At 71.6% G+C, this 22,032-nt stretch carries 17 protein-coding genes; 8 read left to right on the top strand and 9 right to left on the bottom strand.

What is annotated here, in order from left to right:
- Positions 1-11 precede the first annotated feature (11 nt).
- Positions 12-1,307 carry a guanine deaminase gene (gene guaD / locus LZ017_RS01075; protein ID WP_241298195.1) on the bottom strand — a complete coding sequence of 432 codons (1,296 nt, stop codon included), beginning with the start codon at positions 1,305-1,307 and terminating at the stop codon, positions 12-14.
- Between the two features lie 255 nt (positions 1,308-1,562).
- Between guaD and LZ017_RS01070 the strand changes: the two genes are divergently transcribed.
- On the top strand, positions 1,563-2,396 hold the full coding sequence (locus LZ017_RS01070) for a hypothetical protein (protein WP_241298194.1): 834 nt from the start codon (positions 1,563-1,565) through the stop codon (positions 2,394-2,396).
- Between the two features lie 42 nt (positions 2,397-2,438).
- On the opposite strand, the gene LZ017_RS01065 is transcribed toward LZ017_RS01070, so the two are convergent.
- On the bottom strand, positions 2,439-3,404 hold the full coding sequence (locus LZ017_RS01065; RefSeq protein ID WP_241298193.1) for a LysR family transcriptional regulator: 966 nt from the start codon (positions 3,402-3,404) through the stop codon (positions 2,439-2,441).
- 71 nt (positions 3,405-3,475) lie between these two features.
- On the opposite strand from LZ017_RS01065, the gene xdhA reads away from it, so the two are divergent.
- From xdhA to LZ017_RS01050, 3 genes are all read left to right on the top strand, one after another.
- Positions 3,476-5,005 carry a xanthine dehydrogenase small subunit gene (gene xdhA / locus LZ017_RS01060; protein WP_241298192.1) on the top strand — a complete coding sequence of 510 codons (1,530 nt, stop codon included), beginning with the start codon at positions 3,476-3,478 and terminating at the stop codon, positions 5,003-5,005.
- Positions 5,005-7,377, top strand: a complete 2,373-nt coding sequence (xdhB, locus tag LZ017_RS01055; RefSeq protein WP_241298191.1) for a xanthine dehydrogenase molybdopterin binding subunit — start codon at positions 5,005-5,007, stop codon at positions 7,375-7,377. The genes xdhA and xdhB overlap by 1 nt, the downstream gene beginning before the upstream one ends.
- 131 nt (positions 7,378-7,508) lie before the next feature.
- Entirely contained in the window at positions 7,509-8,798 is a 1,290-nt protein-coding gene (locus tag LZ017_RS01050) for a hypothetical protein (protein WP_241298190.1), read from the top strand.
- 115 nt (positions 8,799-8,913) lie between these two features.
- Here the strand turns inward: LZ017_RS01050 and LZ017_RS01045 are convergent, their stop codons facing one another.
- The 6 genes from LZ017_RS01045 to uraH form a co-directional block, all read right to left on the bottom strand.
- Positions 8,914-10,809 (bottom strand): M48 family metallopeptidase, encoded by a 1,896-nt coding sequence (locus LZ017_RS01045; RefSeq protein WP_241298189.1) that lies wholly within the window; start codon positions 10,807-10,809, stop codon positions 8,914-8,916.
- Positions 10,810-10,913: 104 nt separating this feature from the next.
- Positions 10,914-11,603, bottom strand: a complete 690-nt coding sequence (locus tag LZ017_RS01040) for a Crp/Fnr family transcriptional regulator (RefSeq protein ID WP_241298188.1) — start codon at positions 11,601-11,603, stop codon at positions 10,914-10,916.
- Between the two features lie 141 nt (positions 11,604-11,744).
- Positions 11,745-13,037, bottom strand: a complete 1,293-nt coding sequence (locus LZ017_RS01035; protein ID WP_241298187.1) for a glycerate kinase — start codon at positions 13,035-13,037, stop codon at positions 11,745-11,747.
- A gap of 30 nt (positions 13,038-13,067) precedes the next feature.
- Positions 13,068-14,258 (bottom strand): urate hydroxylase PuuD, encoded by a 1,191-nt coding sequence (locus LZ017_RS01030; protein WP_241298186.1) that lies wholly within the window; start codon positions 14,256-14,258, stop codon positions 13,068-13,070.
- Between the two features lie 150 nt (positions 14,259-14,408).
- Complete coding sequence (xdhC, locus tag LZ017_RS01025) at positions 14,409-15,218, bottom strand: xanthine dehydrogenase accessory protein XdhC (protein WP_241298185.1); 810 nt, start codon at positions 15,216-15,218, stop codon at positions 14,409-14,411.
- A 6-nt stretch (positions 15,219-15,224) separates the two neighbouring features.
- Positions 15,225-15,578: a hydroxyisourate hydrolase gene (gene uraH, locus LZ017_RS01020; protein WP_241298184.1), complete on the bottom strand. Its 354-nt coding sequence runs from the start codon at positions 15,576-15,578 to the stop codon at positions 15,225-15,227.
- 70 nt (positions 15,579-15,648) lie between these two features.
- Between uraH and LZ017_RS01015 the strand changes: the two genes are divergently transcribed.
- The 4 genes from LZ017_RS01015 to LZ017_RS01000 are packed head-to-tail and all read left to right on the top strand — an operon-like array spanning position 15,649 to position 20,370.
- Positions 15,649-16,362: a GntR family transcriptional regulator gene (locus tag LZ017_RS01015; RefSeq protein WP_241298183.1), complete on the top strand. Its 714-nt coding sequence runs from the start codon at positions 15,649-15,651 to the stop codon at positions 16,360-16,362.
- On the top strand, positions 16,359-17,315 hold the full coding sequence (gene puuE / locus LZ017_RS01010; RefSeq protein ID WP_241298182.1) for an allantoinase PuuE: 957 nt from the start codon (positions 16,359-16,361) through the stop codon (positions 17,313-17,315). The genes LZ017_RS01015 and puuE overlap by 4 nt, the downstream gene beginning before the upstream one ends.
- Before the next feature lie 5 nt (positions 17,316-17,320).
- Entirely contained in the window at positions 17,321-19,108 is a 1,788-nt protein-coding gene (uraD, locus tag LZ017_RS01005; RefSeq protein WP_241298181.1) for a 2-oxo-4-hydroxy-4-carboxy-5-ureidoimidazoline decarboxylase, read from the top strand.
- Positions 19,105-20,370 (top strand): M20/M25/M40 family metallo-hydrolase, encoded by a 1,266-nt coding sequence (locus tag LZ017_RS01000; RefSeq protein ID WP_241298180.1) that lies wholly within the window; start codon positions 19,105-19,107, stop codon positions 20,368-20,370. The genes uraD and LZ017_RS01000 overlap by 4 nt, the downstream gene beginning before the upstream one ends.
- Here LZ017_RS01000 and LZ017_RS00995 read toward each other — a convergent pair whose 3' ends face one another.
- Positions 20,371-21,666 carry an acetyl-CoA hydrolase/transferase family protein gene (locus LZ017_RS00995; RefSeq protein ID WP_241298179.1) on the bottom strand — a complete coding sequence of 432 codons (1,296 nt, stop codon included), beginning with the start codon at positions 21,664-21,666 and terminating at the stop codon, positions 20,371-20,373.
- Positions 21,667-22,032: the final 366 nt, after the last annotated feature.

Raw genomic sequence — 22,032 nt, 5'->3', positions numbered from 1 at the left:
TTGGGGCGTTGCTAAGGTCTTCGGTAGCGCGCCTGGCCGGCCACGAAGCAGGCCGCCAGATTGCGTTCGTCCGCCAGGGTCATCCAGGCAAAGACCTTCTCATGCAATTCGCGCGCCACCTCGTGCCGGGCCTGGGCCACCGGGCCGCAAGCCCAGTCCCAGACGCACAAGTCCGCCAGTGTACCGGGGCTCAGGTGGCCCAGCTCCCGGTCCAAACCCAGGGCCAGCGCCGCGCCCCGCGTGGCGGCGTGCAGGCCGGCCCAGGCGGTGAGCCGCTGTCCGGCCAGCGCCTGGACCTTGTAGCCATCGGCCAGCGTGCGCTGCAGCGACAGGCTGGTGCCCCCGCCCACATCGCTGGCGACGCTGAGGCCCACGCCGGCCTCGTCGGTGCCCTTCCAGTCGAACAGCCCGCTGCCCAGGAAGAGATTGGACGAGGGGCAATGCGCAATCTGCGCGCCGCGCTCGCGCAACACGCGCCGGTCCTCGTCGTCCAGCCAGATGCCATGGGCCAGCACGGCGCGCGGATGCAGCAGCCCGACGCGGTCGTAGACGTCGAGATAGCTGCGCGCGTCCGGGAACAGCCGGGCCACCCAGGCGCATTCGCCGCGGTTCTCGGCGACGTGGGTCTGCATGAAGAGGCTGGCATCGGCGCGGCACAGCGCGCCGGCCATGGCCAGCTGCTCGGGCGTGCTGGTCGGCGCGAAGCGCACCGTCACCGCATAGGCCAGCCGCTCGCGCCCATGGTGGCGAGCGATCAAGTCCTCGCAGTCGCGCCGCGCCTGCTCCACATCGTCGCGCAGGCCGTCCGGCGCATGGCGGTCCATCAGCACCTTGCCGGTGATGAGGCGCATGCCGCGCGCGGCGGCGGCGTCGAACAGCGCCTCGGCCGACACCTTGTGCACCGTCGGGAAGACCACCGCCGCGGTCGTGCCGTGCGCCAGCAGCGCATCCAGGAAGCGCTGCGCGCCCAGGTCCGCCACCGCCGGATCGGCATAGCGGCGCTCCGCCGGGAAGGTGTAGGTGTTGAGCCAGTCCAGCAGCTCGGTGCCATAGGAGGCGATCACGTCCAGCTGCGGGCAGTGCACATGGGTGTCGATGAAGCCCGGCATCACCAGCCGGCCGCGGTGGTCCTCGCGCGGCCAGTCCGGGCCGGGGTCCTCGCGCTGCGCGCCGACGATGCGGCCGCCTTCCACCAGCAGCCAGTGGTCGGGCCGGAAACGCACCGCGGCGTCCTCGGTCTGCGCCCAGGCGGGCGCCGCGCAGAAGTCCAGCAGGTCGCCGCGCAGGGCCAGTCTTGTTGAAGTCATGCTAGCTCGACTTTCATGTCTCCCTCCTTGGAAGGATTCTTCGCCCAGGATCATCTGGCCCATACTCTCTGTGCATCACTCCCAGCCTCCGCGCCTAGCGTGCGCAGGAAGAGAAGCAGCCCGCAGACTACACGCTCGCCACATCTGAGCGTCGAATCGCACCCATCAGCAATGTCATTGATACGGTTCCGTCCCCTGAGGTTTCTGAAGATCGCCCTCGCGCTGGCGCTCGCTGCAGCGCTTGTCCATTGGCTCATGTCGGCCTCGCAAGATGTGCCTCCACCGCTTGGCAGCCCTGTCGCGCGGCCCATTTCCACGGCCGCGCCATCGGTCCAGGCGCCGGCGACCACAGACAGCGCGCCGGCCAAGGGCGCCAGTGCCCCACACGTGTCGGAGATGGTCACCCACTGGTTCCGCGCCTTCGCTGCCATCGATCCCTATCCCAGCGTCATCGCGTTGCGGGAACTCCGCCAAGAGGGCAGCTTTGGCGCGGCTGTCAGCATCACCACTGTTTGTGTCGAGGCCAATCTCGCGCTGACGTCTCCGCTCTATGCCTTGGACAAGGCCGTCAACGACCTGAACTATCAACAGCGGCTCCAAGCCCGGCATCTTCTGCTGGCCCGATGCACCAGCTTCGATGGCGAACAAATCCTGAGCTTGACAGAGCCGCTCCCGAACGACCCCAGCGGCGTTCGCCTGAGAGAGGCCAAGGGAAGATTCACCACCACGCTCACCACACGCCATCAGATACGGCAATCGCTGGAAGAACTGGCGGCTCAAGGTCGCTTGTACGATGCCTTGAACTCGCTTGGCTTAGAAGCCAAATGGCGTGGCAAATCCTGGCGTTCGAACGAGGAAGTGTTCTCCCAGGCGATCGAAATTGCCAGGTTCAGGACGAGCTCCCAACCTGACATGGAGGCGGGCGACATCCGCCTGGCCCTGCGCTGTCTTAAGTTGGGTCGATGCGGAGGATATGAATCTATGCCCGAGCATTTCACCGACGCCATGAAACAACAAACACTGAGTTTGGCCAAGGACATTGAACAAGCAATCCGCGCTGGAGATGTGGCTGCGCTGATGGGGTCGTGACGGCCCCGAGCATGAGCCTCCAAAGTCGATGGCTGGCGCTGGTCATGGGCTCTTGCGCGCCGCGCCGGCGATCTCGCGCGCCACGTCGCGCACCTGCTCGCGCAGCCAGCGCAGTGGCGCGCTGGCGTGGCTGAGTTCGTGCCAGAGCTGGTAGTAGGTCATGGGCGGGAAGGCCACCGGGCAGCGCAGCAGGGTCAGCGGCAGCCGCTCCAGCCAGCGCGAGCAGAACAGCCGCCCGGTGGTCAGCACCAGCAGGCTGCGCGCCACCATCTCGGGCAGTTGGCCGAAATGCGCGCCGCGCACCGCGATGCGCCGCGCCAGGCCCAGCCCGGCCAGGTGCTGGTCGATCACGCCGGGCTGGCCCGGGCTCAGCGGCATGGGCGCGACGTGCTGGCATTCCAGGTAACGCTCGACGGTCCAGGCCTTGGCGCCCAGGCGCGCCACCGGGTGCTCGCGGCTCACCAGGCAGACCACCTCGTCCACCAGCAGCCGGCCCAGGTGCAGCTCCTCGGGCGGCTGCAGCCAGTTGCCGATCACCAGGTCCACCTCGCCGCGGGCCAGCGCGGCGCGGTAGTCGTAGTCGGCGGTCAGCGGGCGCAGGTCCAGCTGCACGCCGGGCGCCAGGCGCTGCAGCCGCGCCACCAGCAGCGGCAGGAAGAGCGGGTCCAGATAGTCGCTCGCGGCGACGCGAAAGCACAGCCGCGCGCTGCGCGGCTCGAAGCCCGCGCGGCGCTGGCGTTCGCCGAACAGCAGCTCGGCGTCATGCAGCAGCCGTTCGGCCGGCGCGAGCAGCTCCAGCGCGGTGGGCGTGGGCGTCATGCCCGCGCCATGGCGCACCAGCAGCGCGTCGCCGGTCAGCGCGCGCAAGCGCCGCAGCTGCGCGGAGACCGCGGGCTGCGTGCTGCCCAGGCGCATCGCGGCCCTGGAGACACTGCGTTCGAGGATCAAGGCTTGCAGCACCCGCACCAGTTGGACCTCGATCTTGGCGGACAGGTCGCGGACCGTCATACGTCTGCGCTTATAGTGGTCATGCGCCGGATCGTATAACCACCTCGCCGGCTTGGGAGTAAGTTCGCCCCATGAGTACCCGCCCGATACGCTTCGTCCACCGCGGCCAGATCCAGAGCCTGCAGGACCTGCCGCCGACGATGACGGTGCTGCAGTACCTGCGCGAGCAGGCCGGGCTGACCGGCACCAAGGAAGGCTGCGCCGAAGGCGACTGCGGCGCCTGCACCGTGCTGGTCGGTGAGCTGGGGCCGGACGGGCAGACGCTGCAGCTGCGCAACGTCAACGCCTGCATCCAGTTCCTGCCCATGCTGGACGGCCGCGCGCTGCTGACGGTGGAGGACCTGGGCAGCGCCGCCGACCCGAACCCGGTGCAGCAGGCCCTGGTGGACTGCCATGGCTCGCAATGCGGCTTCTGCACGCCGGGCTTCGCGATGACGCTGCAGGCGCTGTACGAGCGCCACCTGGACGACGGCAGCCGCCCCAGCCGCCAGCAGCTGGCCGACGGGCTGTCCGGCAACCTCTGCCGCTGCACCGGCTACCGCCCCATCCTCGAGGCCGGCGAACGCATGTTCGAACTGCCCCAGCGGCGCCTGGACCGCGATGCGCTCGCGGCTCAGCTGCGTGCCTTGAAGGACGACGCGCCGCTGCACTATGTCGCCGCCGACCGCAGCGGCCGGCCGCAGGCCGTGCATGCCCCGCGCCGGCTGGACGAGCTGGCGCGGCTGCGCGAACAGCTGCCCGACGCGCGCCTGGTCGCCGGCGCCACCGACGTGGGCCTGTGGGTCAACAAGCAGCACCGTGAACTGGGCACCCTCATCCTGACCGGCCAGGTGGCCGAGCTGCGCGAGATCCGCCACGAGACCACGCCCGACGGCGAGCGCCTGTGGATAGGCGCGGCCGCGACGCTGGAGGACGCCTGGTCGGCGCTGGCCACGCGGCTGCCGCCGCTGCGCGAGCTGTGGCTGCGCTTCGCATCGCCGCCCGTGCGCCACGCCGGCACGCTGGGCGGCAACATCGCCAACGGCTCGCCGATCGGCGACGGCGCGCCGGCGCTGATCGCGCTGGACGCGCGCATCGTGCTGCGACGCGGCGCGGCACGGCGCCAACTGGCGCTTCAGGACTTCTACCTGGACTACATGAAAAACGCGCTGCAGCCCGGCGAGTTCGTCGAGGCGCTGGCGGTGCCGCTGCCGGGACCGGACTGGGTGCTGCGCGGCTACAAGATCGCCAAGCGCTACGACAGCGACATCTCCGCCGTCTGCGCCGTGCTGGCGCTGCGGCTGGAGGGCGAACGCATCCTCGACGCTCGCCTGGCCTATGGCGGCATGGCGGCCATCGTCAAGCGCGCCGGCCGGGCCGAGGCCGCGCTGCGCGGCCGCGACTGGGACGAGCGCGCGCAGCAGGCCGCCGCCGATGCGCTGGCCGAGGACTTCCAGCCGCTGTCCGACCTGCGCGCCAGCAGCGCCTACCGCATGAGCGTGGCGCAGAACCTGCTGCGTCGCTTCTGGCTGGAAACGCGTCTGCACGAGCCGCTGGCGCCCGCGCAGACCAGCGTGTGGCAGGCGGTGAACCTGGCCGCGGCCCCGGGGAGCGCACGCTGATGGACCTGGACATGAAGACGCTGGACGCCGCCGCCGGCCCCGCCGGCCGCTCGCTGCCGCACGAATCCGCGGCCCTGCACGTCAGCGGCGAGGCGCGCTATACCGACGACCTGCCGGAACCACGCGGCACGCTGCACGCGGCGCTGGGCCTGTCGCCGCTGGCGCATGGCCGGCTGCTGGCGCTGGACCTGGCGCTGATCCGCCGCCAGCCCGGCGTGGTGGCGGTGTACAGCGCGCGCGACATCCCCGGCGAGAACAACTGCGGCCCGCTGCTGCACGACGACCCCATCCTCGCCGACGGCGAGCTGCGCTACCTGGGCCAGCCGGTCTTCGCGGTGATCGCCACCGACCGCGAACTGGCGCGCCGCGCCGCCGCGCTAGCCGGCCAGGCCATCCAGGCCGAAGCGCTGCCTGCCTGCCTGAGCGCGCGCGAGGCCCATGCCGCCGGCCAGTACGTGATCCCGCCCATGCACCTGAGCCGCGGCGAGCCGCAGGCCGAGCTGGCGTGCGCCCCGCACCGCTGGGAGGGCGAATGGTCGGTCGGCGGCCAGGAGCAGTTCTACCTCGAAGGGCAGATCAGCTTCGCGCTGCCGCAGGAGGGCGACGCGCTGCTGCTGCACTGCTCCACCCAGCATCCGTCGGAAATGCAGCAGCTGGTGGCCCATGCCCTGGGCTGGTCCAGCCACCAGGTGCAGGTGCAGTGCCGGCGCATGGGCGGCGGCTTCGGCGGCAAGGAATCGCAGTCGGCGGTGTTCGCCTGCGTCGCCGCGCTGGCCGCCCACCGGCTCAAGCGACCCGTCAAGCTGCGCGTGGACCGCGACGACGACTTCCTCATCACCGGCCGCCGTCATGGCTTCGACTACCGCTGGACGGTGGGCTATGACGACGAGGGCCGGCTGCTCGCGGCCGAGATCGACCTGATCTCCAACTGCGGCCACTCGGCCGACCTGTCGGCGCCGGTGATGGCGCGCGCGCTGTGCCACTTCGACAACGCCTACTGGCTGCCGCATGTCGCCATGCACGGCTATTGCGCGAGGACGAACACACAGAGCAACACCGCTTTCCGCGGCTTCGGCGGCCCGCAGGGCGCGCTGGCGATCGAGATCATCCTGGACGGCATCGCGCGCCGCCTCGGGCTGGACCCGCTGCAGGTGCGCCAGCGCAACTTCTACCGCCCCGGGCAAGACCTGACCCCCTACGGCCAGCGCGTCGAGCACAACCTGATCCAGCCGCTGACCGAGCGCCTGGTCGCGAGCAGCGACTACGCGGCCCGCCGCGCCGAGGTCGCCGCCTTCAACGCCGCCAGCCCAGTGCTCAAGCGCGGGCTGGCGCTGACGCCGGTGAAGTTCGGCATCTCCTTCAACGTCGTGCACCTGAACCAGGCCGGCGCGCTGGTCCATGTGTACACCGACGGCTCGGTGCTGGTGAACCACGGCGGCACCGAGATGGGCCAGGGCCTGAACACCAAGGTGGCCCAGGTCGTCGCGCAGGAGCTGGGCCTGCCGCTGGCGCGCGTGCGCGCCAGCGCGACCGACACGCAAAAGATCGCCAACACCTCGGCCACCGCCGCCTCCACCGGATCCGACCTCAACGGCAAGGCCGCGCAGGACGCCGCGCGCCGCATCAAGGCGCGCCTGGCGCCGCTGGCGGCGCAGCGCCTGGGCTGCGCCGAGGCCGAGCTGCGCTGGGCCGACGGCCGCGTGCGCGGCCCCGCAAGCGCCGGGCTGGACTTCCCGGCCCTGGTGGGCGAGGCCTATCTGCAGCGCGTCCAGCTGTGGAGCGAGGGCTTCTACGCCACCCCGGGCCTGCACTGGGACAAGGAGCGGCTGCAGGGCCATCCCTTCTACTACTTCGCCTTCGGCGCCGCGGTGGCCGAGGTGCTGGTGGACACGCTGACCGGCGAGGTCCGCGTGCTGCGCGCCGACGCGCTGCACGACGTCGGCCAGTCGCTCAACCCGGCGATCGACCTGGGCCAGGTCGAAGGCGCCTTCGTGCAGGGCCAGGGCTGGCTGACGACCGAAGAGCTGGTCTGGCATCCGCAGTCCGGCCGGCTGGCCACCCACGCGCCCAGCACCTACAAGATCCCGACCGCCAACGACATGCCGTGGGACTTCCGCGTGGCGCTGTTCGGAGAGCCGGCCGGCGTGGACAGCATCCACCGCTCCAAGGCCGTTGGCGAGCCCCCGCTGCTGCTGCCCTTCTCGGTGCTGCTGGCGATCAAGGACGCCGTGGCCGCCTGCGGCCCCGCGCGCTGCGACCCGCCGCTGCGCGCGCCCGCGACGCCCGAGGCGGTGCTGGCGGCGGTCGACGCGCTGCGCCGCCCGCCCGTTGCCGCAGCGGCGGCCCCGGCGCACGAACGCATGCCCTTGTGATCGCCCGGGGCCGCGGCCCGGCCCCGGCTCTCCCCAAAAACAGCGGCCGGGCAAACACGGATGCCCGCCGGTGCGCGGCGCGCCAATCATCCGACCTCACCAGGCTTTGCCGATGAACGAGGGAGATGGAGATGATCCGACGCCGCATGCTGCCGGCCCTGCTCGCGCTGGGCGCCACCACGGCCCAGGCCGCGGACTGGTGGAAGAACATCACGCCGCTGGCCTTTCTGTTCGACGAGGACAAGGCGCAGACCCAGCCCAGCGAGCTGATGGGCGAGATCGACGCGCTCTTCCTCAACACCGGCTGCCTGCTGCCCGAGGGCATACGCAACAAGATCCGCAAGGCCAACCGCAGCTCCTTCGTGCCCGAGGACCTGGAGCAGTTGGTCACCGCCAAGCAGCTCAGCGGCATCGCCATCCAGAAGATCGCCGACACCAGCATCCAGGGCGTGCTGCACACCACCGCGATCGACAAGCCCGACGAGCCGGGCAAGATCAGCGTGATCCGGCTCGCCAGCGCCGACCTCTATGCCAGCGCCGATCCGTCGCGGCTGATCGACGCCAGCAAGTCCAGCTTCGCCTACACGCTGGACTGCACCGGCTACATGAACGCGGCACTGGCCGCGGGCGCCAACTTCGGCGCCGAGCTGCGCAGCACCGCCGACGCCAACCTCAAGCTCAAGCGCAGCATCATGGTGGCGCGGGCGCGCCTGTTCTCACCGGTCGCGATCGCGCTGGAACCGGCGCTGGCGCCCGCCTCCTACGTCCAGGAACCGCGCGAGCGCATCGACCTGCTCTACGCCGTGGCCACGCAGCTGCTCGTCCACCACCCCACGATCCCGGACGACTACAAGGTCGCCAGCTGGTCGCAGCAGGACCTGCTGTGGACCGCGTCGGGCGGCGCCTCGGCGCTGCAGGGCGAGGCGGCCTTCAGCGTCTCGGGCAACGCGGGGCTGGGCGTGGCCACGCTGCAGAGCGCGCTGGGCGCGGGCATGAGCCTGTCGCGCGAAATCCGCTTCTCCAGCTACAACACCTACATCCTTGGCTCGACCCAGAGCGGCAACATGCCGCCCATCGTGCGGACCTTCGGCGCCATCCGCGCGACCCTCACCGAGCTGATCCAGAACAGCAGCCCCTACAGCAGCCGCCAGCTGGTCGACCCCGGCAGCAAGCGCATCACCAGCGAATACTTCTTCAACGGCCTGCCGCGCAAGGTCTGCAAGCTGTCATGGCGCGTCAAGGCCGACCAGGGCGTCAGCGGGCGCGTCGCGACACAGTGGGAAGCGGGGACGGGGGTCTGCAGCGTGCAGTTCACGCCGGACGCGGGGCAGACCGCGGCCAATGGCGTGGGGCTGGGGGTGCCGACGGGCTTGAAGCCCGGCGGGGAGCACGGGTTGACCCTGTGGCTGCCGGGGTTGTGAGCGGCTTGTTGTGTTTGTCGTTCCGGCGGCCGGCGCGCGGCGCAGAGCCCGCCGGGTCCCGGCCCGGCAGCCGGTGACCCGCCCGGGTCGGGACCTGGACGAGGAGCGGCACCCCTTATTTCAGGACCGTCAGCGCCACGCCCTTCATCCGCTCGGGCTCCACATGCCGGCCCACGACCAGCACGCGGCAGCGGCCGGGGAGGTCCAGGCGTTGGTGGAGGCGCTGCGCGATCAGGTCGGCCTGCTCGGGCGAGGGGCGGCGGCGCAGCTGCAGCCAGACGGCGAAGTGGCGGCGGCGCGGCCGCAGGTCCAGGTCTTGCTCACTGATCCACGCGGAGCGCAGCCCCGGCACGCTCAGCACGTCGCCGCGCAGCTCGCGCAGGGCCTCGGCCTCCAGCACCACCGGGATGCTGCGCTCCCAAGGCGGAGTCGCGCTGAAGGTTTCCCAGGCCTTGTCTTCCAGCGCCTGCGCCGCCTGCAGCCGCTTGCGCCAGAGACGGCGCAGCTCGGCCTTGGGCGGCTGGCCACGGCGCGTGATCTCGTCCAGCCAGTCCTGGGCCAGCGTGGCCGCGCGCCAGGCCGAGGCCTCGTAGCCATGCAGGCGCTCCAGCCATTCGCCGGCACGCGGGTCGCCCTCGGGCACCTGCAGCCGGACCAGGCGCAGCAACAGGGTCTCATGCTCGGGCGCCAGCGCCAGCGCCTGCTCCAGCTGGGGCAGCGGGTTCTTGCCGCTCAGCACCTCGCGCGCCTCGGCCAGGCGCAGCCAGTCGGCCACGCTCAACGCCTGCGAGTCCTTGGCCTTGAGCCGCTGGGCATCGGCCCACAGCGTGCGCAGACGCTCGCCATGCCGCCCCCATTCGCCGCGCGCCTCGCGCCACCAGGCCTTGTCCAGCGCCATCGCCACGCGCGCCCGCGCCTGCCCCAGCAGGCGCAGCGAATGGCCGCCGGACAGCGCCGGCAGGTCGTCGCCGCGCGGCCGCGCCACGACCTCGTCCTGCCCGCCGGGGCCCAGGCGCACCGCGGCCAGGCGGTCGCGCAGCACCGGGTGGGTGTCGTCGGGATCGGGCAGGCGCTGCAACGCGCGGCGCAGCCAGCGCTGCTGCAGCGCCGGTTCGGGCAGCCGCAGCATCAGCTGCGGCATCTGCTGGAAGGGCGTGGGCGGCGCGTCGCCGGGCGCCGAGATGCGTGCCAGCCGCCACCACTGGGCCCAGAACTGCTCGTCGTACTGCGCCGCCTTCAGCTCGATTTCCTGCAGGGTCTGCGTCACCGCCTCGGCGCCGAACAGCCGCACCGCGACACGGTCGGCCTCGTACTCGTCCTGGCGCGCGAGCGCAAAGCTCAGCGCATCGAAACGCGGGAAGTACCAGCCGACGAAACGGACCAGCGCCGCGGCGACCAGCGAATCGTCCTCGCGGTAATGGTGGTAGAGCCGGCCCCAGGTCCGGCGCGTGCGATAGATCCAGGCCGACAGCCGGCCATGGTCGCCGCGCAGATGGCCGTACTCATGCGCCACCACCACCAGCACACGGCGCGGCTCCAGCGCGGCCAGCAGCGGCCAGCCCAGGGTGAGCACATTGTGCTGGCCCAGGCCCAGCCAGCGCGGGCGTTGTTCGATGGAGGCGTTGAAGCTGCCGTCCACGCGCACCTCGTGCAGCGGCGGTCCGTTGACCTTGCGGCGGATCTTGTCCAGCGCGTCGAACAGCGCCGGCGCGTCGCGGGCGCTCAGGCGCTCGCCTTGAGCCGCTCCCCAGCCCGGGCGCAGCGCCGCCAGCACGCTCCACAGCAGGCCCAGGCTGGCCAGCAGCGGCCACACCATCCAGCCGCGGAAGCCGCCCGCGGCCATGCGCGCCATCACCCAGCCCAGCAGCGCCACCGCCAGCAGCGCCGCCAGCAGCAGCACGCCATAGCCCAGCAGCGCGAACATCAGCACCTTGCGCCGGTAGCGCCGCGGATCGGCCTGGCTTTCTTGCTCGTGCAGGCGGACCTGGTGCACATAGTCGCCGGTCAGCATGATCCCTCCCCCCATGATCCGGCCTCGTTGCGGGCCGATGCGGGGAGCGAGTGTGCCACCATCGCCGCGGCCAAATCGTGTCGGCCTGTACCAGACTGGCGCGATCAGCCCTGGGCGAGCAACCTCAGCTGATCGGGGGCGAGCAGGCGCACGGTGTAGCCCTGCACGTCGATCAATCCCTTGATCTTGAGCTGGCGCATCAGGCGCGACAGCGTCTCCGGCGCGATCGCCAGCTGCGCGGCGATGTCGCGCTTGCGCTCGCCCAGCGCCATGCTGGACAGGCCGGCCGCGCGGCGCAGCAGCCAGGCCGCGAGGCGCTTCTCGGCATCCATGTGCATCAGCTCATGGGTGATGCCGCCGAGCTCGCGCAGCTGGCGCGCCAGCTGCCGCATCAGCCCCTCGGCCAGCTCGGGCCGCTCCTGCAGGCAGGCGCGCAGCGGCGCCATCGGCAACTCCAGCACGTCGGCCTCGGTGATGCACCAGGCGTCCTGCTGGTGGACCTCGTCCAGCCAGGCGCTGGCCAGGTCCAGCCATTGCGGGCCGCGCAGCGTGCGCTCCAGCGTCTGGCCCTGGTCCTCGCGGACCAGGCCCAGCCCGACCTGCCCATCCAGCACGGCCAGCAGGCCGCGCGCGGCCTGTCCGCGCCGGAACACCGTGGCGCCCGGCTGCAGCCGGCGGCGGCTGGCCAGCAGGTCCAGGGCCTGAAGCGCGGTGCCCGGCGCACCGGCGAGCAGGGCCTGCCACTGTCCGGGCATGACGCGCCAGGCCAGGTCGCTCGCGTGTCGGGTCGGCAAGGGAGAACAGTCCATCCAGAAAAAGGGCGTTGAACGGGCAATGCGGGTGACCGCAATGTGCGGCAAGGGCGCCGACCACGCCTTGCGCTGCGTCAAGTCCAGCGGGGCCCCTGTCCCCTCTCCCGGGGGATGGCCCGGGGGTCAAATCACCAGAAGGGCCCGGAAGTCATTGACGTTGGTCTGGGTGGGGCCGGTGAACAGCAGGTCGCCCAGCGGCTCGAAGAAGCGGTAGGCGTCGTGCGCCCCCAGCAGCTCGGCCGGCCGCAGCCCCAGCGCGCGGGCGCGCGCCAGGCTGCTGGGCGCCAGCAGGGCGCCGGCGTTGTCCTCCACGCCGTCGATGCCGTCGGTGTCGGCGGCCAGCGCCCAGACCCCCGGCTCGCCGTCCAGCGCCAGCGCGCAGCCGAGCAGGAATTCGCTGGCGCGGCCGCCGCGGCCGGCGGCGCCCGGCCCCAGCGTGACGGTGGTTTCGCCGCCCGACAGCAGCACGCAGGGCCGCGCGAAGGGCTGGCCATGGCGCGCCACGCTGCGCGCCAGCGCGGCATGCATGCGGCCGATGTCGCGCGATTCGCCCTCGATCTCGTCGGACAGCACATGGGCCGCCAGCCCCAGCGCGCGCGCCGCGCCGGCCGCCGCCTGCAGGCTCTGCATGGGCGTGGCGATCAGCCGCAGCTCCTGCGGCGGCAGGCGTGGATCGCCGGGCTTGGGGGTCTCCCAGTCGCCGCGCGCCCAGGCCTGGCGCACGACCTCGGGCAGCGCGATGCGGTAGCGCTGGCAGATCGCCAACGCGTCGGCGCAGCGGCCGGGGTCGGCCACCGTGGGGCCGGAGGCGATCACCGCGGGGTCGTCGCCGGGCACGTCCGAGATCAGCAGCGTCAGCAGGCGCGCCGGCGCGCAGGCCAGCGCCAGCCGCCCGCCCTTGATCGCCGACAGATGCTTGCGCACGCAGTTCATCTCGGCGATGCCTGCGCCACTGGCCAGCAGCGCCTTGTTGATCTGCTGCTTCTCCGCCAGCGTCAGGCCCGGCTGCGGCAGACCCAGCAGGGCCGAGCCGCCGCCGGAGATCAGGCAGATCACGAGGTCCTCGGGGCCCAGGCCGCCGGCCAGCTGCAGCATGCGCGCCGCCGCGCGCTCGCCGGCGGCGTCGGGCACGGGGTGCGCGGCCTCGACCACCTCCAGCCGGCGCGGCCGGTAGTCGGCCGGCGTGTGGCCGTAGCGCGTGACCACCAGCCCCGACAGCGGCGCCGAGTCCGGCCAGGCCGCTTCCAGCGCCTGCGCCATCGCGGCGCTGGCCTTGCCCGCGCCCAGCACCAGGGTGCGGCCGCGCGGCGGCGGCGGCAGATGGGCGGCCAGCACGCGGGACGGCTGCGCCCGCGCGACAGCGGCATGGAAGAGCCGCGTCAGCAGCTCGCGGGGCTCGGGCAGGTCGGGGTTCATGGCGGCCATTGTGCGCCCGCGCCCAGCCACTCAGCGCCGTTGCAGATACCAGCGCGCCAGCAGCGCGCGCTCCTCGTCGGTGATGCCGGTGGCATTGTTCAGCGGCATGGTCTTGAGCAGCACCGCCTGCTGGTAGATGGCCTGCGCATGCTGCTCGATCAGCGCCGCGCTGTGCAGCTGCACGCCCTTCTGCGCCAGCTGCGCGTTGTGGCACAGCTGGCAGCGCTGGGCCACGACGGCCTGCACCTGGGCCAGGCTCACCGGCGCGCCGGCCTCCGCGCCCGTGGACACCGCGGGCCGGGGCGCCAGCGCGGCGATCAGCGCCACCAGCAGCAGCGCCACGCCGACCAACAGCGGCCAGGCATTGACGCCCTGGTGCCGCTGCACGAACCAGCTGCGCACCAGCGCGCCCACCGCCATCAGCCCGACCAGCACCAGCCAGTTGTGCGCATGGCCGTGCAGCATGCCGTAGTGGTTGGACAGCATCGCGATCAGCACCGGCAGCGTGAAATAGGTGTTGTGCACGCTGCGCTGCTTGCCGCGCTGGCCGTGGACGGGGTCCACCGGCCGGCCGGCGCGCATGTCCGCGATCACCTGCTTCTGGCCCGGGATGATCCAGAAGAAGACGTTGGCGCTCATCATCGTGGCGATCATCGCGCCGACGATCAGGAAGGCCGCGCGCCCGGCGAAGAGCTGGCAGGCCGCCCAGCTGGCCGCGACGATGAAGAGCGCGATCAAGCCCAGCACCACGCCGTCGTTGCCGATGCTGCCGTCGGCCTTGCGGCCGAAGCGGCGGCAGATCTGGTCGTACACCAGCCAGCCGGCGGCCAGGAAGCCGAGCGCCGCCGCCACCGCGGCCGGCGCGCTCCAGTCGTGCACGCGGCGGTCGATCAGAAAGCTCTCCGCATTGAAGAGATAGAGCACGGTGAACAGCGCGAAGCCGCTCATCCAGGTCCAGTAGCTCTCCCAGTAGAACCAGTGCAGGTGCTGCGGCAGATTGGCCGGCGCCACCTTGTACTTCTGCGGGTTGTAAAAGCCCCCGCCATGCACCGCCCACAGCTCGCCGTCCACGCCCTTGGCCTTCAGGTCCGCGGCCTCGGGCCGGAGCAGGTGGTTGTCCAGCCAGACGAAATAGAAGGAGGCGCCGATCCAGGCGATGGCCACGATCACATGCAGCCAGCGCAGCAGCACGTTGGCCCAGTCCAGCAGATAGCTTTCCATGAGGCGGAGAACCCGATGTCACGAGGTCCGGCTCACCACTGCGGGCGCTGTGAGCCGATGGGGTCGCGCTTCACGCCGTGACAGGGACGGCGGGCGCCGCGGCGACCGCAAGCAGCTGCGAAGTGTATACAGTTCGGCGCCAATGGCCGCTTAGGGAAGATCCTGCATCAGCTGCGCCACCACCGCCAGCGCGATCACCTCCGGCTGCTTGCCGGTGATGCCCGGCAGGCCGATGGGGCAGCGCACCCGGTCCAGCTCCTCGGGCGCGAAGCCGCGCGCCTCCAGCCGGTGGCGAAAGGCCGCCCACTTGCTCTTGCTGCCGATCAGGCCGATGGAGGCGAGGTCGCCGCGCTCGCGCTGGCGCTTCAGGCAGGCGGCGAGGATGTCCAGGTCCTCCGCATGGCTGAAGCTCATGATCAGCACCCGCGCGCCCGGCGCCACGCCGGGCACCGCGGCCTGCACCGGGTCGGAGTGCTCGGTGCGCAGGGTCTCGGGCAGATCGGGCGGGAAGATCTCCTCGCGGCTGTCGATCCAGTGCACGCGCAGCGGCAGCCGCGCACAAAGCGCGACGATGGCGCGCCCGACATGCCCGCCGCCGAACAGGGCCAGCTCGCGCCAGCGAGGCGCCGCGTCCAGGCGCTCGCGCAGCCCGGGAATGGCCGCGGCGTCCAGCCACTCCAGCGCCAGCCAGACCACGCCGCCACAGCACTGCCCCAGGCTGGGTCCGAGCGCGAACCGGTGCAGCGGCTGCGTCACCCCGCCCCGCGCCAGGGCCTCGCGCGCCAGCTGGATGGCATCGAACTCCAGCCGGCCGCCGCCGATGGTGCCGATCTGCCGCTCGCCGCTGAGCGCCATCCAGGCGCCGACCTCGCGCGGACCACTGCCCTGCACCCGCTCGACCCGCACCAGCACCGCGGGCGCCAGCGCCAGCTGCCGTGCCAGGTCTTGCCAGTCGCGCATGGGGCCTCAGCTGCCGCGGTAGGTGGAATAGGCCCAGGGGCTGGCCAGCAGCGGCACGTGGTAGTGCGCGGCCGCGTCGGCGATGCCGAAGTCCAGCGGCACCTCGTCGAGGAAGGGCGGCTGCGGCAGCGCCACGCCGCGCGCGCGGAAATAGTCGGCCACCGCGAACACCAGCCGGTAGCGCCCGGCGCGCAGGGCCTCGCCCTGCAGCAGCGGCGCGTCGGCGCGGCCGTCGTCGTTCAGCCGCAGCTGCAGCAGCAATTGCGCCTCCTGCGCGTCCACGCGGTACAGGCGCACCGCCATGCCCGCCGCGGGGCCGCCGTTCATCGTGTCCAGGACGTGAGTCGTGAGCTTGCCCATCGCGGGAATCCTTCCGTTCGGCATCGTCGATATGGAGAGCAGGCCCAAAGTGTATACACTTCGGCACACCATGAGCGCCAAGGCCACGCCCCTTCCCTCGCCCGCCGCGGCCGCGTCGTCGAGCGCGGCCACGGTCACGGAGCGCATCGCCGCGTCCATCACCCAGGCCATCGTCGAGCGCCGGCTGATGCCCGGCACCAAGCTGGGCGAGCAGCAGCTGGCCGACATCTTCCAGTGTTCGCGCACGCTGGTGCGCCAGGCCCTGAACCAGCTCAGCCGCGACCGCCTGGTGACGCTGACGCCGGCGCGCGGCGCCTTCGTCGCCCAGCCCAGCGCCGAGGAGGCGCGCCAGGTGTTCGAAGTCCGGCGCATGCTGGAGTCGGCCATGCTGGCCGAGCTGGTGACGCGCATCACGCCGGAGCAGATCGCCACGCTGCGCGCCCACCTGGCGCAGGAACGCGAGGCCGTGGCGCGCACCGACGTGCCCGGCCGCACGCGGCTGCTGGCGGACTTCCACGTGCTGCTGGCGCGCATGCAGGGCAACGAGGTGCTGGCGCAGATGCTGGGCGAGCTGCTCGCGCGCGGCTCGCTGATCGCGCTGATGGTGCAGAGCGCCCATTCGGCCGCCGAATCGCAGGCCGAGCACGAGGCCCTGGTCGACGCGCTGGAGGCGCGCGACCGGCGCGCCGTGCTCCGGCTGCTGGAGGCCCACCTGGGCCATGTCGAATCCAACCTGCGCCTGCATCCGCGCGGCCAGGACCTGAAAGCGGTGCTCACGCCATGAATCGCCCCACTCTCTCCCGCTACCCGCGCGACCTGATCGGCCATGGCGAGCATCCGCCGCAGGCGCAGTGGCCGGGCCGCGCGCGCGTGGCCCTGCAGTTCGTGCTGAACTACGAGGAAGGCGGCGAGAACTCGGTGCTGCACGGCGACGCCGGCAGCGAGCAGTTCCTCTCCGAGATGTTCAACCCCGCCGCCTACCCGGCCCGCCATCTGAGCATGGAGGGCATCTACGAGTACGGCTCGCGCGCGGGCGTGTGGCGGCTGCTGCGCGAGTTCGAAAAGCGCGCGCTGCCGCTGACGGTCTTCGGCGTCGCGATGGCGATGGAGCGCCACCCCGAGCTGACCCGGGCGCTGGTGGAGATGCAGCACGAGATCGCCTGCCATGGCTGGCGCTGGATCCACTACCAATCCATGGACGAGGCCCTCGAGCGCCAGCACATGGAGATCGGCATGGACATCCTGCAGCGCCTCACCGGCGAGCGCCCGTCGGGCTGGTACACCGGCCGCGACAGCCCCAACACGCGGCGCCTGGTCGCCGACTACGGCGGCTTCGAATACGACAGCGACTACTACGGCGACGACCTGCCCTTCTGGCTGCAGGTGAGGAAGACCGACGGCAGCCTGGCGCCGCACCTGGTCGTGCCCTACACACTGGACTGCAACGACATGCGCTTCGCGCTGCCGCAGGGCTTCAGCCATGGCGACGAGTTCTTCCAGTACCTGCGCGACAGCTTCGACGTGCTCTACGCCGAGGGCGACGAGGCGCCCAAGATGATGAGCGTCGGCATGCACTGCCGCCTGCTCGGCCGCCCGGGCCGCATGCGCGCGCTGCAGCGCTTCCTGGACCATGTCGAGAAGCACGACCGCGTGTGGATCTGCCGCCGCGTGGACATCGCGCGCCACTGGCGCACCACCCATCCCTTCGACCCGGCCACCGCCTTTCTCTGGGAATGATCCGCATGGCCCTGACGCTAGACCGACTCAACGCCGCGAGCACGGACGACTTCGTCGCGCTGCTGGACGGCACGTACGAGCATTCGCCCTGGATCGCCGAGCGCGCCGCGCCGGCCCGGCCCTTCCGCTCCCTGGCCCAGCTCAAGCATGCGCTGGCCCGTGTGGTGCGCGAGGCCGGCGTGGACAAGCAGCTGGGCCTGATCCGCGCCCACCCCGAGCTGGCCGGCAAGGCCATGGTGGCGCAGACCCTGACCGCCGAATCGACCGACGAGCAAAGCCGCGCCGGCCTGACGGCCTGCACGCCGCAGGAGTTCGCCCGGCTGCAGCAGCTCAACGCCGACTACAACGCGCGCTTCGGCTGGCCCTTCATCCTGGCCGTGCGCGGCCCACGCGGCACCGGCCTGACGCGGCAGGAGATCATCGCCGCCTTCGAGCGCCGGCTCGATACGCACCCCGACCAGGAGCGCGCCGAATGCCTGCGCAACATCCACCGCATCGCCGAGATCCGGCTGAACGACAAGTTCGGCGTCGAACCGACCGAAGGCAACCGCGTCTGGGACTGGGCCGAGTCGCTGGCCCGGCATGCCGACGCCGGCTTCGCCGAGCAGGGCCAGCTCACCGTCACCTATCTCACGCCGGCGCACCAGGCCGTCGCGCGCCAGCTGATGCAATGGATGCGCGAGGACTGCGGCTTTGACGAGGTGAGCCTGGACGCGGTGGGCAACGTCGTCGGCCTGTACCACGGCAGCGACCGCGCCGCGCCGCGCCTGCTCACCGGCAGCCACTACGACACCGTGCGCAACGCCGGCAAGTACGACGGCCGGCTGGGCATCCTGGTGCCCATGGCCTGCGTGCGCGCGCTGCGGCGCGCCGGGCGGCGCCTGCCCTTCGGCATCGAGGTGGTGGGCTTCGCCGAGGAAGAGGGGCAGCGCTACAAGGCCACCTTCCTCGCGTCGTCCGCGCTGGCGGGTCGCTTCGACCCGGCCTGGCTGGACGAGCGCGATGCCGACGGCATCGCGATGCGCGACGCCATGCGGGCCGCCGGCCTGCCGGGCACGCTGGAGGCCATCCGCGCGCTGACGCGCGACCCGGCCCGCTACCGGGGCTTCGTCGAGGTCCACATCGAGCAAGGGCCGGTGCTCGCCGAGCTGGACCTGCCGCTGGGCGTGGTCAGCTCCATCAACGGCAGCCGCCGCTACCTCGGCGAGGTGCGCGGCCTGGCCTCGCATGCCGGCACCACGCCGATGGACCGCCGCCGCGATGCCGCGGCCGCGGTGGCCGAGCTGTTGCTCTTCGTTGAACAGCGCGCCGCCGCATGGCCCGACGCGGTGGGCACCGTGGGCGTGCTGGAAGTCCCGGCCGGCTCGATCAACGTCGTGCCGGGCCGCTGCCGCTTCAGCCTGGACCTGCGCGCGACGAGCGACGCGACCCGCGACGCGCTGGACGCCGAGGTGCGCGCGCAGCTGGACGCGATCTGTGCCCGCCGCGGCCTGCGCTTCACGCTGGAGCCCACCATGGCCGCGCCCGCCGCGCCCAGCCATCCCGCCTGGCAGGCGCGCTGGGAGGCCGCCGTCGCGGACCTGGGCCTGCCGGTGCTGCGCCTGCCCTCCGGCGCCGGCCACGACGCGATGACCCTGCACCATGTGATGCCCCAGGCCATGCTCTTCCAGCGCGGGCTCAACCTCGGCATTTCGCACAACCCGCTGGAAGCCATCAGCAACGACGACACCGAACTGTGCGTGCAGGCCTTCGCCGCGCTGCTGGACGGCCTCGCCAAGGATTCACCACGATGAACGCCACCTCCGACAACACCACGGCCTACGCCGCGCTGGACGCCTGGATCGCCGCCCATTTCGACGACGAGGTCCGCCTGCTTCAGGCCCTGGTCCGCCAGCCCACCGACACCCCGCCCGGCAACAACGCGCCGCATGCCGAGCTGAGCGCGCGGCTGCTCGCCGAACTGGGCCTGGAGGTCGAGGCGTATCCGGTGCCCGAGGCCGAGGTGCGTGCCCAGGGCCTGCAGTCCATCACCAACCTCATCGTGCGCCAACGCTTCGGCGCGGACGGCCCGACGATCGCGCTGAACGCGCATGGCGACGTGGTGCCGCCGGGCGAGGGCTGGACCCAGGCCCCCTATGGCGCGGAGATCGTCGACGGCCGCCTCTACGGCCGCGCCGCCGCGGTGAGCAAGAGCGACTTCGCGACCTACACCTACGCGCTGCTGGCGCTGAAAAACTCCGGCCTGCCGCTGCGCGGCGCGGTGGAGCTGCACTTCACCTACGACGAGGAGTTCGGTGGCGAGCTGGGCCCGGGCTGGCTGCTGAAGAAGGGCCTGACCCGGCCCGACTTCCTGCTCGCCGCGGGCTTCAGCTACCAGGTCGTGACCGCGCACAACGGCTGTCTGCAGATGGAGGTCACGGTGCAGGGCCGCATGGCCCATGCCGCGATCCCCGACACCGGCGTCGACGCGCTGCAGGGCGCGGTCGCGATCCTGAACGCGCTCTATGCGCTGAACGAGGACTACCAGCGCGTGCGCAGCGCCGTGCCGGGCATCACCCATCCCTATCTCAACGTGGGCCGGATCGAGGGCGGCACCAACACCAATGTCGTGCCCGGCAAGGTGGTGCTGAAGCTGGACCGGCGCATGATCCCCGAGGAGGACCCGGCGCAGGTCGAGGCCCAGGTGCGCGAGACCATCGCGCAGGCCGCGGCCCGCTTCAATGCGCGGCGGCCGGGCCTGCAGGTGGAGATCCGGCGTTTGCTGCTGGCCCGCGCGCTGACCCCGCTGCCGGGCAACGCGCCGCTGGTCGACGCGCTGCAGCGCCATGCCAGCGCGGTCTTCGGCGAACCCATCCCCGTTTCCGGCACGCCGCTGTACACCGATGTGCGCCTGTATGGCGAGCACGGCATCCCCGCGGCCATCTACGGCGCCGGCCCGCGCACCGTGCTGGAGTCCAATGCCAAGCGCGCCGACGAACACCTGGCGCTCGCGGACCTGCGCCGCGCGACCCAGGTGGTGGCGCGGACGCTGGCGGATCTGCTGCGCGCCGCCTGATCAGAGCAGGTTCAGCCGCCGCGCCTGCTCGCGCAGCTCGGCGCGGAAGTCGGGGTGGGCGATGGCGATCAGCTCCTGCGCGCGCTGCTTGGCGCTCTTGCCGCGCAGTTGCGCGACGCCGTACTCGCTGACGACGTAGTTGATGTCGTTCTTGCCGGTGGTCACATGGGTGCCGGGCGTCAGCGTGGGCACGATGCGCGAGATGCTGTCGTTCTTCGCGGTGGAGGGCAGCACGATGATGGCCTTGCCGCCGCGCGAGCGGTTGGCCGCGCGCACGAAGTCAACCTGGCCGCCGGTGCCCGAATAAGGCACGGGGCCCAGGCTTTCGGAGCCGCACTGGCCCAGCAGGTCGATCTGCAGCGTCGCATTGATCGCGACCAGCTGGTCATTGCGGCCCGCCAGATAGGGGTCGTTGGTGAAGTCCACCGGATGCATCTCCAGCCCCGGGTTGCGGTGCAGATGCTGGTAGAGCTTGCGCGAGCCCAGCGCGAAGGTCGCGATGGTCTTGCCGGGCAGGTAGTTCTTGCGCCGGTTGGTCACGACGCCGGCCTCGATCAGGCTCAGGATGCCGTCGCCGATCATCTCGGTGTGCACGCCCAGGTCCTTCTTGTTGGTGAGCTGCATCACCACGGCGTCGGGAATGCCGCCGTAGCCGATCTGCAGCGTGGCGCCGTCGTCGATCATCTCGGCCACGTACTTGCCGATGGCCTGCTGCACCGGCCCGATGCTGGGCAGCCCGACCTCGGTCACCGGCTCGTCGTTCTCCACCAGCGCGGCCACCTGCGAGACATGCACCTGGCAGGCCCCGAACGCGAAGGGCACCTGGGGGTTCACCTCCAGCACGATGGCGCGCGCCTTGGCCAGCGCGGCCATGGTGTAGTCCGCCGCCAGGCTCAGCGCGAAATAGCCGTGCTCGTCCATCGGCGACGCGAGCGCGAACACCACGTCGGCCGGGATCAGCCCGCGCTCGATCAGCTGCGGCATCTCGGAGAAATAGCTGGGAATGAAATCCACCCAGCCGGCCTGCCCGCCGGCGCGCGAAGCGCCGCCGAAGAAGTAGGCGACGTGGCGCACATGGTCCAGGGTCTCGGGATCGAAGTAGCCGAACTTGCGCACCGGCAGAATCTGCGCCACCTGCACGCCATGGAAGCGGCGCCGCTGGTCCGACAGCGCGCCCAGCAGCGCCGGCGGCTCGCCCACACCGGTGGGCACGACGATGTGGTCGCCATCGCGCACCTGGTCCAGAGCCTCCACGGGGCTGACGAGTTTCTGACGGTACTGCGCTTGGTAGGACATTGCGGCTTGAGGCTGGTTGCGGATGACGCAAATTCTGAGAGCCGTCGGCTGACATGAGCTTGACCTAGCTCCAGGGGACACACGGTCAGCGCACACACACGGCATCGCGCGTGGCGTCCCAGCCCCAAGCTGGGTCCTGGTGATCCATGCTGGGGCATGACCTGCGCGGGCCGGCCCAGCGCAGTGCTCGCGGCACGGCAAGCCAGGCTTCGCGCGTCCGCGGGAAGCCCGATCGCGTGATTCCGTCACGCCCGCGGCCGCTCGCCGTGGCGCAAAGGCCACGGCGCCGGCGCCGGGCGGCGCGGGCGCGGCGTGGCATGGACCTTGCTGAATCAGGACAGCCCCTCGAGGCAAGTCCTGACCCCT

The sequence above is a fragment of the Pelomonas sp. CA6 genome, assembly GCF_022549225.1.
Classification (GTDB): domain Bacteria; phylum Pseudomonadota; class Gammaproteobacteria; order Burkholderiales; family Burkholderiaceae_C; genus Roseateles.
The sequence above is the reverse complement of the archived record's forward strand: the minus strand, read 5'-3'. Positions and strand labels throughout refer to the sequence as shown.